This window comes from uncultured Erythrobacter sp. (genome assembly GCF_947499705.1).
Classification (GTDB): Bacteria; Pseudomonadota; Alphaproteobacteria; order Sphingomonadales; family Sphingomonadaceae; genus Erythrobacter.
This window is the reverse complement of the sequence record NZ_CANMPJ010000001.1, coordinates 137186-154371: the sequence shown is the minus strand read 5'-3', so window position 1 is coordinate 154371 and position 17186 is coordinate 137186. Positions and strand designations below refer to the sequence as shown.

General features: G+C 60.5%; 13 protein-coding genes. 6 read left to right on the top strand and 7 right to left on the bottom strand.

The features are described from left to right. Positions 1-31: 31 nt before the first annotated feature. On the bottom strand, positions 32-1225 hold the full coding sequence (locus Q0837_RS00600; RefSeq protein WP_298463863.1) for a S8 family peptidase: 1194 nt from the start codon (positions 1223-1225) through the stop codon (positions 32-34). A gap of 383 nt (positions 1226-1608) precedes the next feature. Beyond that, positions 1609-2643 (bottom strand): LacI family DNA-binding transcriptional regulator, encoded by a 1035-nt coding sequence (locus Q0837_RS00595; protein ID WP_298463860.1) that lies wholly within the window; start codon positions 2641-2643, stop codon positions 1609-1611. 140 nt (positions 2644-2783) lie between these two features. Here Q0837_RS00595 and zwf point away from each other — a divergent pair, with 140 nt between their 5' ends. The 5 genes from zwf to Q0837_RS00570 all read left to right on the top strand — a co-directional run bounded on the left by zwf (position 2784) and on the right by Q0837_RS00570 (position 10884). Next, on the top strand, positions 2784-4253 hold the full coding sequence (gene zwf / locus Q0837_RS00590; protein WP_298463857.1) for a glucose-6-phosphate dehydrogenase: 1470 nt from the start codon (positions 2784-2786) through the stop codon (positions 4251-4253). A gap of 9 nt (positions 4254-4262) precedes the next feature. After that, positions 4263-6068 (top strand): phosphogluconate dehydratase, encoded by a 1806-nt coding sequence (gene edd, locus Q0837_RS00585; protein WP_298463854.1) that lies wholly within the window; start codon positions 4263-4265, stop codon positions 6066-6068. Continuing rightward, positions 6068-7057: a glucokinase gene (glk, locus tag Q0837_RS00580; RefSeq protein WP_298463851.1), complete on the top strand. Its 990-nt coding sequence runs from the start codon at positions 6068-6070 to the stop codon at positions 7055-7057. The genes edd and glk overlap by 1 nt, the downstream gene beginning before the upstream one ends. Then, entirely contained in the window at positions 7054-9846 is a 2793-nt protein-coding gene (locus Q0837_RS00575; protein ID WP_298463848.1) for a phosphoenolpyruvate carboxylase, read from the top strand. The genes glk and Q0837_RS00575 overlap by 4 nt, the downstream gene beginning before the upstream one ends. A 141-nt stretch (positions 9847-9987) precedes the next feature. Next, a complete protein-coding gene (locus Q0837_RS00570) occupies positions 9988-10884 on the top strand; it encodes a L,D-transpeptidase family protein (RefSeq protein ID WP_298463845.1) in 897 nt (298 codons plus the stop codon). Between the two features lie 27 nt (positions 10885-10911). On the opposite strand, the gene tilS is transcribed toward Q0837_RS00570, so the two are convergent. From tilS to Q0837_RS00545, 5 genes are all read right to left on the bottom strand, one after another. Beyond that, complete coding sequence (gene tilS / locus Q0837_RS00565) at positions 10912-11841, bottom strand: tRNA lysidine(34) synthetase TilS (protein WP_298469702.1); 930 nt, start codon at positions 11839-11841, stop codon at positions 10912-10914. Positions 11842-11937: 96 nt separating this feature from the next. Beyond that, positions 11938-12915, bottom strand: coding sequence for a hypothetical protein (locus Q0837_RS00560; protein ID WP_298463843.1), 978 nt, complete (start codon positions 12913-12915; stop codon positions 11938-11940). A 202-nt stretch (positions 12916-13117) separates the two neighbouring features. Further along, positions 13118-13945: a helix-turn-helix domain-containing protein gene (locus tag Q0837_RS00555; RefSeq protein ID WP_298463840.1), complete on the bottom strand. Its 828-nt coding sequence runs from the start codon at positions 13943-13945 to the stop codon at positions 13118-13120. 164 nt (positions 13946-14109) lie between these two features. After that, the gene (ptsP, locus tag Q0837_RS00550; RefSeq protein ID WP_298463836.1) at positions 14110-16380 is read right to left on the bottom strand and encodes a phosphoenolpyruvate--protein phosphotransferase; all 2271 of its coding nucleotides are present in this window, start codon (positions 16378-16380) and stop codon (positions 14110-14112) included. Between the two features lie 68 nt (positions 16381-16448). Then, entirely contained in the window at positions 16449-16616 is a 168-nt protein-coding gene (locus tag Q0837_RS00545) for a YdcH family protein (protein ID WP_298463833.1), read from the bottom strand. A 252-nt stretch (positions 16617-16868) separates the two neighbouring features. On the opposite strand from Q0837_RS00545, the gene Q0837_RS00540 reads away from it, so the two are divergent. Further along, the gene (locus tag Q0837_RS00540) at positions 16869-17066 is read left to right on the top strand and encodes a DUF465 domain-containing protein (RefSeq protein ID WP_298469700.1); all 198 of its coding nucleotides are present in this window, start codon (positions 16869-16871) and stop codon (positions 17064-17066) included. Positions 17067-17186: the final 120 nt, after the last annotated feature.

Sequence of the window (17186 nt, the reverse complement as noted above, 5' to 3'; positions counted from 1 at the left end):
AAATCGACTCAGTTCAGTTCATCGGCGTGCTTCAGAGCGTATGCTCTTGCGGCGTGCCGATCCAGAACGCCGACGTGTTGCAGTCGACGCGGCCATTGCCGAACTTGTTCGGGTCCTGATCGCCAATCTTGTCCGCAAAGGTGTTGAGCAACCAGCGCACTTGCTTGTTGTTCACGCTTCGATGCGAACCCCAGGTCAGCGCTGCCGCACCTGAGACATGCGGACACGCCATCGAAGTGCCGCTCAGATTGCCGTATCCGCCGCCGCGCGTGGTCGAGCGGATCGAAACACCGGGAGCGGCGAGCTCGATTTCCGACCCGGTATTCGAGAACGACGCCAGTTGATCGTTAAAGTCGATCGCCGAAACAGCCATCACATGCGGATAGCGTGCTGGGAAAAGCGGTTGGACACCGTTCCCGCTATTGCCGGCAGCAGCCACGAGCAGGACGCCGTCGTCATAAGCGGCCTCGCACATATCGGCGAGCGCTTGCGGCGCACCGCCTCCACCAAGGCTCATGCTGGCAACGCGTGCGCCCTTCTTCGACATAATCCAGTCGAGACCGGCGATGAGATAGCTCCAGCTGCCGCTACCCGTGCTGGACAGCACCTTCACTGGATAGAGGTAGGCATAGGGCGCCACTCCGACGACGCCGATATTGTTGTCGACCGCAGCCACGGTGCCCGCACAATGTGTGCCGTGTCCGTTGAAGTCTTCGGTCGTGCTTTCGGTCGGTACGAAGCTTTTGCCGGTGCGCAGGTTCTTTACAAGATCGGGGTGATCGGAATCGATGCCGGTGTCGCAAATGAACACCTTGATGCCTTCGCCCATGCTGCTGGGCCACGCATCTGGCGCCTTGATCTGCGAGACACCTGGAGGGATCGATTGCGCAAGCGCGTCAGGCCCGTCGAGAGCGAACATTTCCCCGTCTTCCTCGACGCGGGCAATGTCCTTGTCCTTCTTGAGCTTTTCGACCTCGGCATCGGTCAGATTGGCAATCAGGATTGGCGCTTCGTAGCGATTCACGTCGTAGCCGACCTTCATCATATCCTGCCCCGATGCGACCGGCCGTGCCTGTGTCGAAACACTGTCAGCCGTCACGAAGTTGAGCTCTTCACCGATCGCATTTTGCAGGATCGACTGTTTGTCGTCTGACTTTGCCCGTTTATCCTTCTTCTTGAAGGTCACGATCATTGTCTTACGAGCAGTGCTGGATTTTTTAGCCATGATAATCTCCAAATGGTTTGGCTTGTATCATGCGCGACGCGGCCTCACGGACCGCACGGTGGTATTATACCACACCCGGTCAGCTTCATGTTATTCAATTTATCTTACAGCAACTTACTAAATCACCGAATCATGAGCTGATTTCATCATAATACTTCGATTCTATGTATTTGATTGTAGATTCACGGCAACATCATTCTAGTTTTACATAACTGAATTATGTAATCACTACGATTGCAGCCTCGCAGAACGCTGATTTGACTGGCAAAACAGCCCTAGAGTCGCCGAAGCATGGCGAAACGGCGAGAATGCCTATCCTGTGTTTCTGGGAGCTAACGATCGGCGATTGCCTTATCAGCGGGCAGATTTGTTGTGCAGGGCCGTCAACTGCTTCCACGCACCAGCAATTTCACCGGGACGCGCCGGATGCTTGGGTGCGGACCGTCGCCGGTTACGGCTTCCACCAACAGACGCCCGGCCTGATCCAGGTCGGGTTCGATCGTCGAGAGCGGCGGATTTGTGAGTTCGCTAGCGGGTATCCCGTCGAAACCAACCAGTTTGATGTCATCAGGGATATGTTTTCCCGCCGCCTGCAATGCCTCCATGACACCAAAAGCGAGCGCATCGCAGACGGCGAATATCCCGTCGCAGTCCATGTTGTTGGACAGCAGTTTTTCCGCCGCCAGCCGGCCTTGATCCCGCCGATCCCCGCCCGGTTCGATCTCTACGAGTTCGGCCTTCATGCCGAGCTCGTCTGCACGCATCAGGAACGTGTCGGCGCGCTCAGCAAATTGACGCTGCGGACTGCCGCTGGAACCGACGCAAACCACATTCTTGCAGCCACGCTCGGCGAGATGTTCGGCCGCCAGTCTGGCACCCACGTCATTGTCGGAAGAAACCCAATCGAGATCGCCGAGTGGCGAACCCCAATAGGCAACCGGTTCGGTTTTCTCGCCGATCTTGCGGAAATAATCCCAAGCCGTCCGGTTTGCGGTCGTACCGATCACGATCAATCCCTCGGCCTGACCGCGCTCGACAAAGTGCCCGAACAGCTTGTCTTCTTCAGCCTGCAGCGAAACGAGGACTTCCAGACCGCGCTCAGCAGCAGCTGCGCAAATCCCGCCGAGCAATGCATAGGAGAACGGGTTGACATCACGCGCGCCGCCGCCGGGCTTGCAGATCACCACTGTCGCCAGCGTGCCCGTATGTCCACGCCGTAGCCGGGCGGCTCGCTCATCGACGAAGTAGCCAAGCTCTTTGGCCGCAACGAGCACCTTGTCGCGGGTCGCATCGCTGATCATTGAAGAACCAGAAAGCGCGCGCGACACGGTCGGCTGGCTCACGCCAGCGCGTTCGGCGACTTCGAAACTGGTGACTCGTCCGGGTTTGCGCCCGGAGTCTGTTTTTGGCGCGTCCAAAGCCTGATCCCTCCGGCAAAGCGCCCCTGACTTCATGCGGCGCGCATTTGAATAGCTATGCAACCTATGGCCGAGATTTGCGCATCGCGCTAGGACGGATAGGCACTGTTCCATAGCTGTGCCGATGGGAGACCCGACGAATGGCCGCACCTGTGATTTCAGCCGACCGGCTGCTGCTGTTTGGCGCGACCGGCGATCTGTCCCGGCGGATGCTGCTGCCATCGCTGTGCGCCCTCGACGCAGACAACCTGCTGCCTGAAAACCTACGCATCATCGGCACCGCGCGCAGCGAGATGAGCGATCAGGAGTTTCGTCAGATGGCGCGTGAAGCGCTGGAGACGTTCCTGCCTGATGAGCGACGCGGAGGGATGGCCGAATTTCTCAACCGGCTGAGCTATCAGGCGCTCGACGCCAGCACGCTCGAAGGCTTTGACGCGCTCGCCGAAAAGGTCGGTCCGTCAGGCAGTGAAGACGGCGAAGGCGGTCTGGCGATTTTTTTGTCGACCGCACCCAGCCTGTTCGGCCCGACCATTGCCGGGCTTCAGCATGCCGGCCTGACCGGAGAGCACGTCCGCATCGGCCTCGAAAAGCCGCTCGGCACTGATCTCCAAAGCAGCTGCGCTATCAACGATGCTGTAGCCGAAGCCTTCAGCGAAGACCGGATTTTCCGGATCGACCATTATCTCGGCAAAGAGACCGTGCAGAACCTGCTTGCGCTGCGCTTTGCCAATGTCCTGTTCGAGCCGATCTGGAATTCGAACTATATCGATCACGTCCAGATCACCGTCGCCGAAACGGTCGGATTGGAATCGCGGGTCGCCTATTACGATGATAGCGGTGCGCTGCGCGACATGGTGCAGAACCATATGCTGCAATTGCTCGCGCTGGTGGCGATGGAGCCGCCAACCAGCTTCGACGCAACCGCAGTCCGCGATGAGAAAGTGAAGGCGCTTCGTGCGCTCCGCGAAGTCGAACCCAGCGAAACCGTGACCGGCCAGTATCGCGCAGGCGCAATCACAGGCGAAGCAGTGCCGGGCTATGACGACGAACTGGGCACGGATTCCGACACCGAGACCTTTGTCGCGATCAAGGCGCATGTCGACAATTGGCGCTGGAAAGGCGTGCCGTTCTATCTGCGTACCGGCAAGCGTCTGCCGGAGAGGGTGACAGAGATCGTCGTCCAGTTCCGCAGCGTGCCTCACTCGATCTTCGAAGGTCAGGGCGGCGCATCCAACATGCAGCCGAACCGGCTCGTGATTGGCATCCAGCCCGAAGAAAACATCACCCTCTCGCTGATGGCGAAGGTTCCCGGCCTCGGCGTCGACGGGGTGAAACTGCGCGAAGTGCCGCTCGAAATTACCATGCCCGACGCCTTTGTCGGTCAGCATCGCCGGATCGCGTACGAACGGCTGCTTCTCGACCTGATCAAGGCCGATCAGACACTGTTCGTCCGCCGTGATGAGGTCGAAGCACAATGGCATTGGGTCGACGCGATCCGCGCTGTTTGGGAAGAAGCAGGCATCACACCGAAAACCTATGGCGCAGGCACTTGGGGGCCGAGCGCAGCGATCGCCCTGACCGAACGCGACGGAGTCACTTGGCATGATTGAGGTTTGCGCATGACTAGTCTCAACGACACAATCCACCGGGTAACCGAGCGCGTCATCGAAAACTCGCGCGCCAGCCGCGCCGCCTATCTCGAGCTGATGAAGCGCGAGGGCGACCGTAAGCCCGAGCACAAGGACGTCGCCTGCTCCAATCTCGCCCACGCTTTTGCCGGGGCGCTGGAGGATCAGGACGCGATGAAGAACAAGCGCGGCCCCAATATCGGTATCGTCACCGCGTACAACGATATGCTCTCCGCGCATCAGCCCTATGGCCGCTATCCCGATCGGATGAAGATCTATGCCCGCGAGGTCGGCGCCACCGCGCAGGTTGCAGGTGGCACGCCAGCCATGTGTGACGGGGTGACGCAGGGCGAAGACGGGATGGAACTCTCCCTCTTCAGCCGCGACATAATCGCGCTCTCGACCGGGGTCGCGCTGAGCCATCAGATGTATGACGGCATCGCTGCACTCGGCATCTGTGACAAGATCGTGCCCGGCCTCATCATCGGCGCACTGCGGTTTGGTCATCTGCCCGCCGTTTTCGTGCCGTCAGGCCCAATGCCGTCGGGTATTTCGAACAAGCAGAAGCAGGAAACCCGCCAGAAATACGCTGCCGGAGAGATTGGCCGCGATGCGCTCCTCGAAAGCGAGCTGGGCAGCTATCACTCGCCTGGCACTTGCACGTTTTACGGCACCGCCAATTCGAACCAGATGATGATGGAGATGATGGGTCTGCACGTGCCCAGCGCGGCCTTCGTCACGCCGGGCACCAAGCTGCGTCAGGCCCTGGACCGCGCCGCCGTGCATCGTCTTGCCGAGCTTGCCGGAACCACAGAGCGCACGCTCGCTCAAGTCATTGACGAGAAAGCAATCGTGAACGCGGTGATCGGCCTGCTCGCCACCGGCGGATCGACCAACCATGCGATCCATATCCCCGCAATGGCGCGCGCGGCGGGGATCGTGATCGACTGGACCGACATGGCCGAGCTGTCGAGCGTCGTGCCGCTGCTGGCGCGGGTGTATCCCAACGGTTCGGGCGATGTGAACCAGTTCCACAGTGCAGGCGGCATGGCCTATGTCATCCGCACATTGCTCGATTCCGGGCTGGCGCACGGTGATATCCTGACCGTCTCGGAAGGCGGGATGGAGGCCTACACCTCCGAACCCGTGCTCGAAGAAGAAGAGCTTGGCTGGTCACCCATCACCGAAACCCGCGATGACTCCATGCTCCGCTCGGTGAGCGAGGCTTTCCAGCCCGATGGTGGGATGAAGCTGGTCACCGGCAATCTGGGCCGCGCGTGCTTCAAGTCATCGGCTGTAGCGCGCGATCGCTGGACGGTAGAGGCGCCATGCCGTGTTTTCGAAACCCAGCACGATGTCGTCGCAGCGTTCAAAGCCGGTGAACTCGACAAGGACGTCGTGGTAGTCGTGCGCTTCCAGGGTCCATGCGCCAATGGTATGCCCGAACTCCACGCGCTGACGCCTTCCCTCGCCGTCCTGCAGGATCGCGGGCATAAGGTCGCGCTTGTCACGGATGGCCGGATGTCAGGCGCGAGCGGCAAAGTGCCCGCAGCGATCCACTGTACGCCTGAGGCGAAAGGCGGTGGTCCGCTCTCCCTGCTTCGGGATGGAGACGTCATCCGGGTATGCGCAGAAACAGGCGCGCTTTCGACCGATTCCGATCTATCCTCACGCACCCCCGCCCCGGACCCTCAGGTTGAATGGGGTGTCGGCCGGGAGCTGTTCCGGATGATGCAAACACACGCGGACGGCGCTGAAAAAGGCGCCTCCGCTATGCTTGCGAGCGCGGGCCTCTGATGCCGACGAGCGGCTCAACGGAAATCGTCGCGGTCGACATTGGCGGAACGCATGCGCGTTTCGCCATTGCGACGATCGCCGAGGATGGCTCGATTGCACTCGGTGAACCAGCCACACTGCACACGGAAGATCACGCGAGCTTCCAAACCGCTTGGGAAGACTACCGCGAGCGCATGGGCGGCGCCCTGCCCGACGCTGTCTCCATGGCGGTCGCAGGGCCGATCAAACAGGATATCATCCGCTTCACCAACAATCCGTGGATCATCCGCCCGCCGTTGATCGAGGAAAAGCTCGGCTGCGACCGTTTTACGATAGTCAACGATTTTGCTGCGGTCGCTCATGCTGCCTCCCGCGCGCCTACCGAGCAGTTCCTGCACCTTGCCGGTCCTGAGGTCGAGCTACCGGCAACGGGCACTATCAGCGTACTCGGTCCTGGCACCGGCCTGGGCGTTGCCCATTTCTGGCGCGGTTCAAACGGTGAAACGCACGTCCAGGCAACTGAAGGCGGGCACGGAGACTTTGCCCCTGTTGACGCGATCGAAGACGCCATTCTCGCGCAGTTGCGCAAACGGCATACAAGGGTGTCAGACGAGCGTGTCGTCTCCGGACCAGCCATCGTCGACATTTACCACACGCTCGCCGCTATGGAGGGCCGTGCGGTTATGGAGCTCGACGATATCGAGGTTTGGACAGCGGGCATGTCTGGCGAAGACAGCCTTGCTGCCGCAGCGGTCGACCGGTTCTGTCTGGCGCTGGGATCGGTTGCCGGTGATATCGCACTGATCCAGGGCGCATCGGGCGTGGTTATCGCTGGCGGTCTTGGCTACCGTATCCGCGAAACTCTTCTCGCTTCCGGCTTCGCCTCGCGCTTTGCCGCTAAAGGGCGATTTGCGAGCCTGATGGCCAGCTTGCCCGTCAAACTTATCGTCCATCCGCAACCGGGCCTGTATGGTGCCGCAGCCGCCTTTGCTCAGGAACATTGCAAGTGACCGAAACGATTCCCCTCAACACCGTCCCCGACCTGCTGGAACGGCTTAAGCAGTTGCACGTCCGCACGCGCGAAACGCCGCTGTTCAATCCGGTGTTTCAGCTCAGCCTGGAGATTTCGCGCGCTCTCGAAGGAGGGACCATGGATCTCTCAGCACTCGAGGCGCTGGTTGAAGAACTGGAGTGTGCCAGCCTTCAGGCACGTGCCGCGCGGTTGCAGCGAAACCTCTCGCCGGTTGCGCCTGAGGCGAACCAGACGGCATTGGCGGACGCCTTGTCCAATCAGGACGACTTCGATGCATTCAAGGCGCATTGGGAAACGCCATTCCTGCATGCTGTGTTTACAGCGCACCCGACCTTCTTGCTGACCCCGGACCAGTCCAGCGCAGTCGCGCAAGCGGCGAGTTCCGAAGGCGCGGTTGATCGTACAGTTTGCAGCGCAAGTGGTGAACGCCCTGCGGTCACGCTCGATTACGAGCACGGCGAAGTGGTGAAGGCGCTCGCCAATGCGCAAGATGCGCGGTCCAAAATTGTGCAGGAGATGCTGCAGCATGCGGCGCAGCAATTCCCTGATAAATGGCAGGAATTCCGTCCAATCCCATTCCGTTTTGCGAGCTGGGTTGGCTACGACATGGACGGGCGTACCGATATCAAGTGGTACACCTCCATCCGGTTCAGGCTCTCGGAAAAGGCAGAGCGACTGTCACGATACGCCGCTGATCTTGAAGCGATCAATCCAGCCCATGACCTGATCTCCACGCTCCAAGCAGGGGCGGAGCAAGCGGCTAGGAGCGCACGCAATTTCTCCGAAGACCTGACTGCGCCCAATGATCTTTCTGCTGCTGCCAATCGGTTGAGCGCGAACGATCCGGCCAAGCTCACTTCGCTCGCGCCGATCATCGCCGCGTTGGAAGATGAGGCCCAAGGCGCCGAAACAGCGCTCGCGATTGCTCTCAAGTCACTCGCGGCGGCGATGCGCGCCGATGGGCTTGGAATGGGACACATCCACTTCCGGGTGAACGCCAAGCAGTTGCACAACGCAATCCGGAGCAGGCTGAAAGACCCAACCGCGCTCGATCTCGCCAGCAAGGGTGCAATGGCGACATTGCGGCGTATGCTTGAGGAGGTGCAGCCGCTGCGCACCAACTTTGCCAGCCTCGCCATCGAAAGCTCGACCGCGATCAGGCAATTCTTGGCAATGGCGCAGATCCTCGAACACATCGACGCCGATACGCCAATCCGCATGTTGATCGCCGAATGTGAACAGCCTTCAACCATTCTCGCGTCGCTCTATTTCGCAAAGCTGTTCGGCATTGAAGACAAAGTCGACGTCTCACCTCTGTTCGAAACCGAAAGCGCGCTTGAGCACGGCGGACGCTTCCTCGAAGCGCTCTGCTCGGAAGAGCAGTACCGCGACTATGTACGCCTGCGCGGTCGCGCATGCATCCAGACCGGCTTTTCCGATGCCGGGCGGTTTGTCGGGCAGATTCCGGCCAGCCTTGCGATTGAGCGGCTTCAAGGCCGCCTTGCGCAGGCGATGAAGAATAACGGCCTGACCGATGTCGCCGCCCTGATCTTCAACACGCACGGCGAAAGCATGGGCCGCGGTGCACACCCTAGCGGGTTTGCAGACCGACTAACCTGGCCAATGAGCCTGTGGGCGCGCAGTCGTTTCGTACGCAATGGGATTGAGCTTGAACCCGAGGTCAGTTTCCAGGGCGGCGACGGATACCTCCACTTCGCAACCCCAGAGCTCGCCAGAGCGACACTTACGCGGATCGTGACCGAAGGGCCTGAGCGCTCCGAGGTCTGCGCCGACCCGCTCTACGAACGCACCGATATCAGCCTCGATTTCTACCGCGCAATCCGCGCGCATCAACGCCAGCATTTGCGCAGCGCGACCTATTCGCGTGCAGTTACTGCGTTCGGGCTGGGTCTGCTGAATTCGACCGGAAGCCGTGTCTCGCGCCGTCAATCGGACCTGTCCGCCGACCGCGATATGAACCTGCGCCAGATCCGCGCCATTCCGCATAACTCGATCCTGCAACAGCTTGGCTACCCGGTGAATGTCATCGCCGGGATCGGAAGTGCAGCCGATGGTTCTTATGAGGAACTCGCCGCGCTGATCGAGGAAAGCCCGCGCGGGCAGCAATTGCTGCGCCTCGCCCGCGCCTCCAATGCGCTCGCCAGTATCAAAACTGTCGCGGCTCATGGCGAGCTGTTCAACTCCGCCTATTGGGCCAGTCGCCCATATCGAGGGACCGAACCGCATTTGTCGAACGCCTGCGAAACGCTGGCCGAATATCTCACCAAGGATGACCGGACCGGGGTGTTCCGCCGCCTAGCTTCACGCTTGCGGGTCGATGCACTCAAATTCCACCGCTTGCTCGACCTGCTACCCGCCGAAGAGCGCGACGAAAATCGCGAGACCACCCGGCGCATGATCGGGGCGGCGCAGGCTTTGCGGCTCGCCCTGATGCAGCACATCTTCCTTAAGGCGGTGTCGGTGCCGGTCTTCAGCCGAGCCAATGATATCAGCCGCGAAGACGTGCTCGAAATGGTGTTCTCGCTGCGGATCGACGATGCGCTGGCGCAGATGCGCCGCGCCTTCCCAACGCATTTCCCGGCACCGCAGGATTTCGCGGTAGAGGCTCCTGCCGATTACCCGGATAGCGGGACCGAGGGCTATGCGAAAATTGGGCGAGAACTGATCGATCCGATTGAAAGTGCCTACAATCTGTCGCTGCGAATCGGCACGACAATCGCCAATCACTTTGGGGCGCATGGGTAAGATGCGGCGCAGTGCGAGGGCCAAATACCGCGCAAGTAACAAGAATTCACGTTAACGAATTCACGGTTCCTCCGTCCCTCGCAGGGACGCCGCTGCGTTAGCCTCTGGAGATTACGCGCCTAACAGGGCATAATGCTCCGCATGATTAAGGGACTCAAACCGCTCCACATTGCCGCAGCAGCGGCAATCGCTGCCGTCACCGGCGGTGCCACCATCGCCATCGGCCAGTCTTCCGCCGGTCAGGCGGCCGATGCTGCTGAGCAAGTTGCCAGCGAAGCCGAAGATGCGATCCGCAAGATTGATCCAACAACCGGCGGAGAATCGCTGGTGGTTGATCCAAGCTTGCCTCAACCTTACGGCCCATCGGTCGAAGCGGGTGCATCGCCCGAGCCGTTCGAACCCGGCCTTCCGCCTTTGGAAGATGCGGCGCCTGTAGAAACCCCGGATTTGGCCAATACCGAGCCTCCGCGCGGCCCGGCTGCGCGAATGATTACTGAGCCTCAGGTTCAAACACTGCCGACACCGCAACCTACGACCCGCGTGCCCGCTGCATCGCGTCAGGTTGCAAGCAACGATCCCTTCGTCATCAAAAGCATCCTGCCGGTCTCCGGCACGATCAAATATGGCGAGTGGTTCTGGGACGAATCGCGCGCGCCCAAAAAGGGCAAGTTGGTCATCACCGTCGATCTTGATGCGCGTGTGATCAGCGCATTCCGCGATGGCCACGAAATCGGCACGGCAGTGGCTCTGCTCGGCACCCGCAGCCACCCAACGCCCGTCGGCAAGTTCCCGATCCTGACCAAGGAAAAGGACAACGTTTCCGAGAAGTACAACAACGCGCCGATGCCGTGGACCTTGCGTCTGACATGGGACGGTATCGCAATTCACGGCTCGCCTGTGATCAACGGCTACGCCAGCCATGGCTGCGTCGGAGTGCCCGATCCGTTTGCCGAGAAATTGTTTGCGATCGCCAAACGCGGTGACGTTGTTGTGATCACGCGCGGCAAGATGGTTAGCGTCGGCGACAAGCTCGGTTGAACCGGCTTTGGGGCGCGGTCGCGCGCACTAGTTGGTGTTGCGCGGTGGCTCCGGAGCGAAGCGCCAAACCCGCATTGTCACTCCTGTCGGTTCAATCCGTTCGGCACCCGGCACGATGAGCACACCGGATAGTGAGGCGTTTTCGTCACGCCATAACCGGTCATAAGCGCGCGCCGCTTCGCTGCGCGTCGCCAAACCGCCAAGCTCTCCGATAATGCGGCAGATCGTCTCAACCGCGATCACGCGAGGGACATTGACGTAGTACCGAAAGGCGGCCGCGTCTTCGCGGTGGACCATCTCATCCCAATCGAGCCCGGCATACCATTCAATTGCTCGCCACGCTTCGGCGAGATTTTCCGCGCTCGCCGCCAAGGCGTCGACGCCAAGCCATTCGTGGTTGGCGAGATGCTGCCTGATCCGCACCCGATCAAAAGCTGTGTCTTCATTGGAGGGGTCACTCACCGCTTGGATGCCCGAAGTTGCGACCAGCTCCTTCAGTTCGGCTTTGCGGAACCCGAGGAGTGGCCGAAGCAGAGGCGTCTCTCCATCGGTAAGATACGCAGCAGCCCGCACGCCTGCGAGGCCCGATAGCCCGCTTCCCCGAGCGAGCCGCATCAGCAGCGTTTCCGCCTGATCATCGGCATGATGTGCGGTGGCCAGCGCACCGATACCCTTGTCACGCACCCACTCGGTCAACACCCGGTAGCGTGCCTCGCGCGCTTTGGCCTGGAGGTTCCCCGCGCCTACGCGCGTGCTCAACCCGGTGAAGGGAATGTCGTGCTGATTGCAAACGGCTTTGACCAGAGCCACTTCGTCAGCCGCTTCGGGACGCAGGCCGTGATCGACGCTGGCGACTGCAATCTCACCGGGTATTGCATCATTGGCGAGCAACAACAGAGCGAGACTATCGGGACCGCCTGAAACGGCCAGTCCCAGCGGACCAGTCCGCTCATCGATGGGCCACAGACGCTCTAGCCGCTCGGCAAAGCGGCGGATCAGTTCGGGATCGACTGGCCTATCAATGAGAGCCCCCTACTGCGTCCAGTCAGACGCTTACTCGCAGGTTACCTTGCCGCGGCTTTCTTCGTACTTGCTCGACAAACGCCCGCTCGCGACGGCCGGATACGTCTCGCCAAACTCCGCAAGCGCGATGCAGGCGCGGCGCGTGTCTTCCAGCGTGATCATCGCTTCGGCGAGATACAGCAGGCTGTCGGGCGCCCGGGCCGCAGTGCGATCGGCCTGATAATTGCGCAGGAACCAACGAGCGGCATCTTCCGCCATGCCATCGTCAAGAAACGCGCGTCCCAACAGGTTGCGGCCATAGGTTGCACGCCAGTGGGATGGATATTGCTCCACAAAGCCGGAAAGCTGCTGACGAGCCTCAGGGTAGAAGCCAGCATTCCAAAGGCGGAAGCCATAGGAATACTCGTCATCCGCTGAATCGTCCGTCTGCGGCTTGGTGATCGCCTGGACGGCTGCGAGCCGCTCGGCACTCGGACCTTGGACAGCATCACTCGCCGTTTCGGTTTCGATTTGACGGGTTGCGCCATCTCCCGACGCGCCGCCGGTCATGATCGCCAGATTGGTGTCAGTCGCGGCTTCTTCGCCTTCCGTAGCGGTTTCTGTTGCCAGCGCAGGTGTGTCGCTCGTTTCAAGCGCTGCCAACCTGGTCTGCACCAGCGAGAGCGAATTGGTGTTTTCTTCGGTGATCGCCGTCAAACGCTGCATCTGCAGCTCAATCGCATCAAGCCGCGCCAAGATGTCGGTCACAGCCGTGGTTGAGGTTCTGGCGTTGGTGTTTGCGCTGCTGCTGCCAGTTTCTCCCGCGGCGATCTGCGGTTCGAAAAACCGGCCATCTCCGCCAGGAAAGACGTTGCGTTGCAGCGCGCGGATTTCGGCTTCGATCTTGCGCAGGCGGGTGTCAGTTGCTGAGTCCTGCGCCAGCGCCGGAACAGGGCTGGTCGCGATTGTCGCGGCACCAACGGCAAGCGCCAATAGGCGAGTGGTTGTCTTCGCGGCGAGGCTTTTCATCTCTGGTCGGCTCCCTCTCTCATTGCTCCCGGAATTCTCCGAGCGGGCACGCGGTAGCTGCCTAATGCTGCCGTTCGCGGCCAAATGGCTTCGCGACATCTAGGATGCCGCGCATGAACACGGACAGAATCTGTGCCGGTTGCCGCCCGTCAAGTCGAGACCGGGAAGCATCTTATACGCAGGGGAAATAGGGCAGAAAGGTTCAGTTTGGCGCAGGTATAGCGCTGTCGGGCACATCGGCCCGGGCGAGCAGGGCCGCTGCGGAAATCGGAGTATCGCCGAGCGTAACTGGCTCATCGGAGAGCTTCGGGACAGCCTGCCCGTTGATCGTGATGGCAAATGCGTCAGGACGGCCGGTATTGATTCGCGGCTCTGTTACGCCTGCGGGCAGTTCAAAACTCTCGCCACTCGACATCTGTTTTTCCAGCAGGCGTTCGCCGCCATCCTCGTAAAAGCGGACCCAGATGCCGTCTTCCAGCGCGGTGAACACCACTTGGCCTGCCGAACTAAGCGGACCCGTTGCACCTGCGGAATTCTCCGCGAGTGCGGCGTCCACTTCAGCTTCGGCTGCATTGCCTTCGGCGATCAACGGACCTGGCCCTGTGCCAGCCCCGAAATAGGTGCTTACAAACGCCACGACGCCGGCAGCCAGCAAAAGCGCTGCAAACGCGCCGAACCAAGCGAGACCGGCTGAGGGCAGCTTGGCTGAATCGCCCGGCTCCATCCCAGCAGCCATCACCGCGCGGTGCGATTGCATATCCGCCAGCTCGACGCGAACCTCGTCAGCTATTTCAACATCATCCAGACCGACTTCCCGGGCGAAGCTCCGCGCAAAGCCGATCGCATAGGTTCGCGAGGGCAGAGAATCGAACTTGCCCTTCTCGATCGCTTCGAGATGGCGGTTGGGAATGCGGGTCTGCGCAGAGATGTGCTCGATATCGACGCCCATGGCCTCGCGAGCAGCGCGCAGCTTGTCCCCTGCCCCCATAAGAGGCAGCTCCTGCACTGCGCTTTCCTGTTCGTCGCTCATGACCCGGCCCACGTTTTGCTGTGGTTGTTGGTATTACTACGCACAAAATCGGCGGTTGTGCCCGCTGTCAACGATTCGCTGCCTAAGAAATACAATCTAACACTTTGGCCGCCATGCAGCACTGTTGGTCCCAGGAAACGGGGCGCAGCGCTCGCGGCGCAGGTTCAGTCGAATTCGATTTCGCGCTCCGCCGCCCACCCGCTGAGCTGCTCGCGCATGTTCACGCTGGGATCCGAGAGCCAGCCGGTGACTGCTTCGCTCAGCTCGGCCAGATCGACCTTCCGCACCAATTCCTTGATTGGTCCGACTGCAGCGGGCGTGATCGACAGGCGGCGGAATCCAATCCCGAGCAGGGCAAGTGCCTCCAACCGGCGACCGCCCATTTCGCCGCAGACACCAACATCAACGCTGCTACCATTGGTCTCCTGTGCCACCCGCCGCAAGAACCGCAGGATCGAGTGGCTCAACCAGTCATAGCGCTGCGCGATTTTCGGGTTGGCCCGGTCGGCGGCAAACAGAAATTGTGTCAGATCGTTGGTACCGATCGAAAGGAAGCTAAGTTTGGGCAGCAGCAGATCCAGCACTTCGGCAAGCGCAGGCACTTCAAGCATCGCGCCATAATGTATCGCATCGGGTAACAGCTTTTTGTGCTTGCGCAGAAATGCCAGCTGCTCGTCGAACACGGCCTTGGCGGCGTCGAACTCCCACGGTTCGGAGACCATCGGGAACATCACATAGAGTGACTTGCCAGCACCCGCTTCGAGCAACGCACGCGCCTGCGCCTTCATCAAGCCTTCGCGTTCCAGCGCCAGTCGCAAGGCGCGCCAGCCCATTGCCGGGTTCTCGTCATTCTCGGCAATATCCGAAGCCAGATAGGGCACCGCTTTATCGCCACCGATATCAACCGTGCGGAAGATCACAGGCTTGTCCCCCGCCGCGTCCAGCACATCACGATAGAGGCGCATCTGGCGCTCACGCTGTGGCAAGGTCGCCGAGACGAGAAATTGGAACTCGGTTCTGAACAGACCGACGCCGTCGGCACCAGTCATCGCCAGCGCGCTGATGTCATCACGCAGCCCGGCATTCATCATCACCTGGATGCGTGTGCCGCAGCGCGTGAAAGGCTCAACGTCCCGCAGATCGGCATAGGCAGCTTGCTTCTCGCGCGATTTGGCGAAGCGTGCTTCGAATGCTTCGGCGACCTGCGTAGAGGGACGGATGGCCGCATTGGCAGCGGTCGCATCAAGCAATATCTCGTCACCATCGCGGATGATTCCGCGGATGCCCTTCGCCTGACCGAGCAGCGGTACACCCATCGCCCGCGCTACGATAACGACGTGGGCAGTGAGCGAGCCTTCCTCCAGAATCACACCTTTCAAGCGGCGCCGATCATATTCGAGCAGTTCCGCCGGACCGAGATTGCGCGCGATCAGGATTGTGTCTCGGCGCAGACCTTGCGACGCGGCAGTGCCGAGCTGTCCGGACACAATCCGCACCAATCGGTTCGCAAGATCCTCCAGATCGTGCATCCGGTCGGCCAGAAGCGGGTCGTCGATCTCTCGCATCCGCATTCTGGTGTGCTGCTGAACGCGCTCGATAGCCGCTTCGGCGGTCAGACCGCTGTCGATCGCTTCGTTGATGCGCCGTGACCAGCCTTCGTCATAGGCGAACATCTTGTATGTCGCGAGCACCTCTTCATGCTCCCCGCCGACCCCAAATTCCGCCTGGCTGGACAGGTTGTCGATCTGCTCACGCATCTTGTCGAACGCGCGGTAGACCCTTTGGCGTTCAGCTTCGATATCTTCGGCCATCACTTGCGTGATCTGAACGCGCGGCTGGTGATAGACAGCATGGCCCGCGCCAAGTCCTTTGACCAATGTCAGACCGTTGACCGTCTGCGTCCCGGTATGCCCTTCGCTCAGACCGCGCGCTTCTTCTTCGTCAACCAGTTCGGCATTGGCGATCAATTCCGACAGGACCATTGCGGTCGTCTGTAGCGCCTCGATCTCGATATCTTCGTAACGGCGCGGGTCGAGATGCTGGACGCACAGCACACCAACCGCACGCTCGCGGTAGACAATCGGGACCCCCGCGAAGGAATGGAATTTCTCCTCGCCGGTTTCCGGCCTGTATTGAAAGTCGGGATGCGCTTTCGCCTCTGCGAGGTTCAGCATTTCAGCATTGTCGGCAATAGTACCCGTCAGGCCTTCGCCGATTGCCATGCGCGTGACGTGCACAGCGCTTTGGTTGAGGCCCTGCGTCGCAAACAGTTCCAGCATGCCTTCGCGCAGCAGGTAGATTGAGCACACCTCGCTCGTCAGGCACTCGCCGACAATCTCCACAACCCGGTCGAGCTTGCCCTGCGCGTGCATGCGCGAAGCCATCACCTCGTGCAGGCGGGTCAGTATTTGGCGGGCAGAAGCAGCGGCGGTCATGATGCGACCGGCCTAGAGAACCCGCACGCCAAAATCAAAGCGCGCGTAAAGAGAAAATCGCTGCGCCTTCAGGCGCGCGTGATTTCTTCCTTCAATCTGAGTTTTTGTTTCTTGAGAGCCTGGATCGTCGCAGTGTCGGGCGCTGGGCGGGCCATTTCTTCGCGAAGCTGCGCTTCGAGGCCGGCGTGCTTGTTCTCAAGCGCGTTGACGTGGGAGGTTGCTGCGGACGACGCCATAGATGTTCTCCTTTATGTCGGGGGATTGCCCCCGGGGAGCGACTCGTCTCGCGGACGAACCGCACATCAGGATCAAACCACAAGATGATTAACTTGCAAACCTATTCATTCCGGTGAATCGGTGTTGTCGCAGTGACATGCGGTGAATCGTTGTGGATTGATGATGCCCGCTGAGCAGGATCGCCAATTTTGGCCGGTATTTGCGCGTATCAGAAAACCGAATCGTTCGGTGCATTGGGAGTGATGAACGGGATGAATGAGCAGGAGCTCCAGAAGCGGCTCGAATTGCTCAAGTCCGAGCATCGCGATCTTGACGCGGCGATCGCTGCATTGACGGAAGCCGGATCGACTGATCAGCTGCAGATCGCCCGGTTGAAGAAGCGGAAACTGCGGCTCAAGGACCAGATTTCAATCATCGAAGACAGCCTTCTGCCGGACATAATTGCTTAGCGCGGCACGCTTGATCGCCGCCCGAGAACAGCTCGCCTCACTAACGCTTTGGCGTTTCTGTACCGGCGCGGGACGCTTTTCGAAAACGCCGGGAAAATATCGTTAGCCTGCTGGCGATGC

What these genes read in the sequence shown, in the direction of transcription:
- Q0837_RS00545 (WP_298463833.1), bottom strand. Translation starts at nt 16,616, where the DNA reads ATGGCGTCGTCCGCAGCAACCTCCCACGTCAACGCGCTTGAGAACAAG.
- zwf (WP_298463857.1), top strand. Translation starts at nt 2,784, where the DNA reads ATGGCCGCACCTGTGATTTCAGCCGACCGGCTGCTGCTGTTTGGCGCG.
- Q0837_RS00600 (WP_298463863.1), bottom strand. Translation starts at nt 1,225, where the DNA reads ATGGCTAAAAAATCCAGCACTGCTCGTAAGACAATGATCGTGACCTTC.
- edd (WP_298463854.1), top strand. Translation starts at nt 4,263, where the DNA reads ATGACTAGTCTCAACGACACAATCCACCGGGTAACCGAGCGCGTCATC.
- Q0837_RS00560 (WP_298463843.1), bottom strand. Translation starts at nt 12,915, where the DNA reads ATGAAAAGCCTCGCCGCGAAGACAACCACTCGCCTATTGGCGCTTGCC.
- glk (WP_298463851.1), top strand. Translation starts at nt 6,068, where the DNA reads ATGCCGACGAGCGGCTCAACGGAAATCGTCGCGGTCGACATTGGCGGA.
- Q0837_RS00540 (WP_298469700.1), top strand. Translation starts at nt 16,869, where the DNA reads ATGAATGAGCAGGAGCTCCAGAAGCGGCTCGAATTGCTCAAGTCCGAG.
- Q0837_RS00555 (WP_298463840.1), bottom strand. Translation starts at nt 13,945, where the DNA reads ATGAGCGACGAACAGGAAAGCGCAGTGCAGGAGCTGCCTCTTATGGGG.
- Q0837_RS00570 (WP_298463845.1), top strand. Translation starts at nt 9,988, where the DNA reads ATGATTAAGGGACTCAAACCGCTCCACATTGCCGCAGCAGCGGCAATC.
- ptsP (WP_298463836.1), bottom strand. Translation starts at nt 16,380, where the DNA reads ATGACCGCCGCTGCTTCTGCCCGCCAAATACTGACCCGCCTGCACGAG.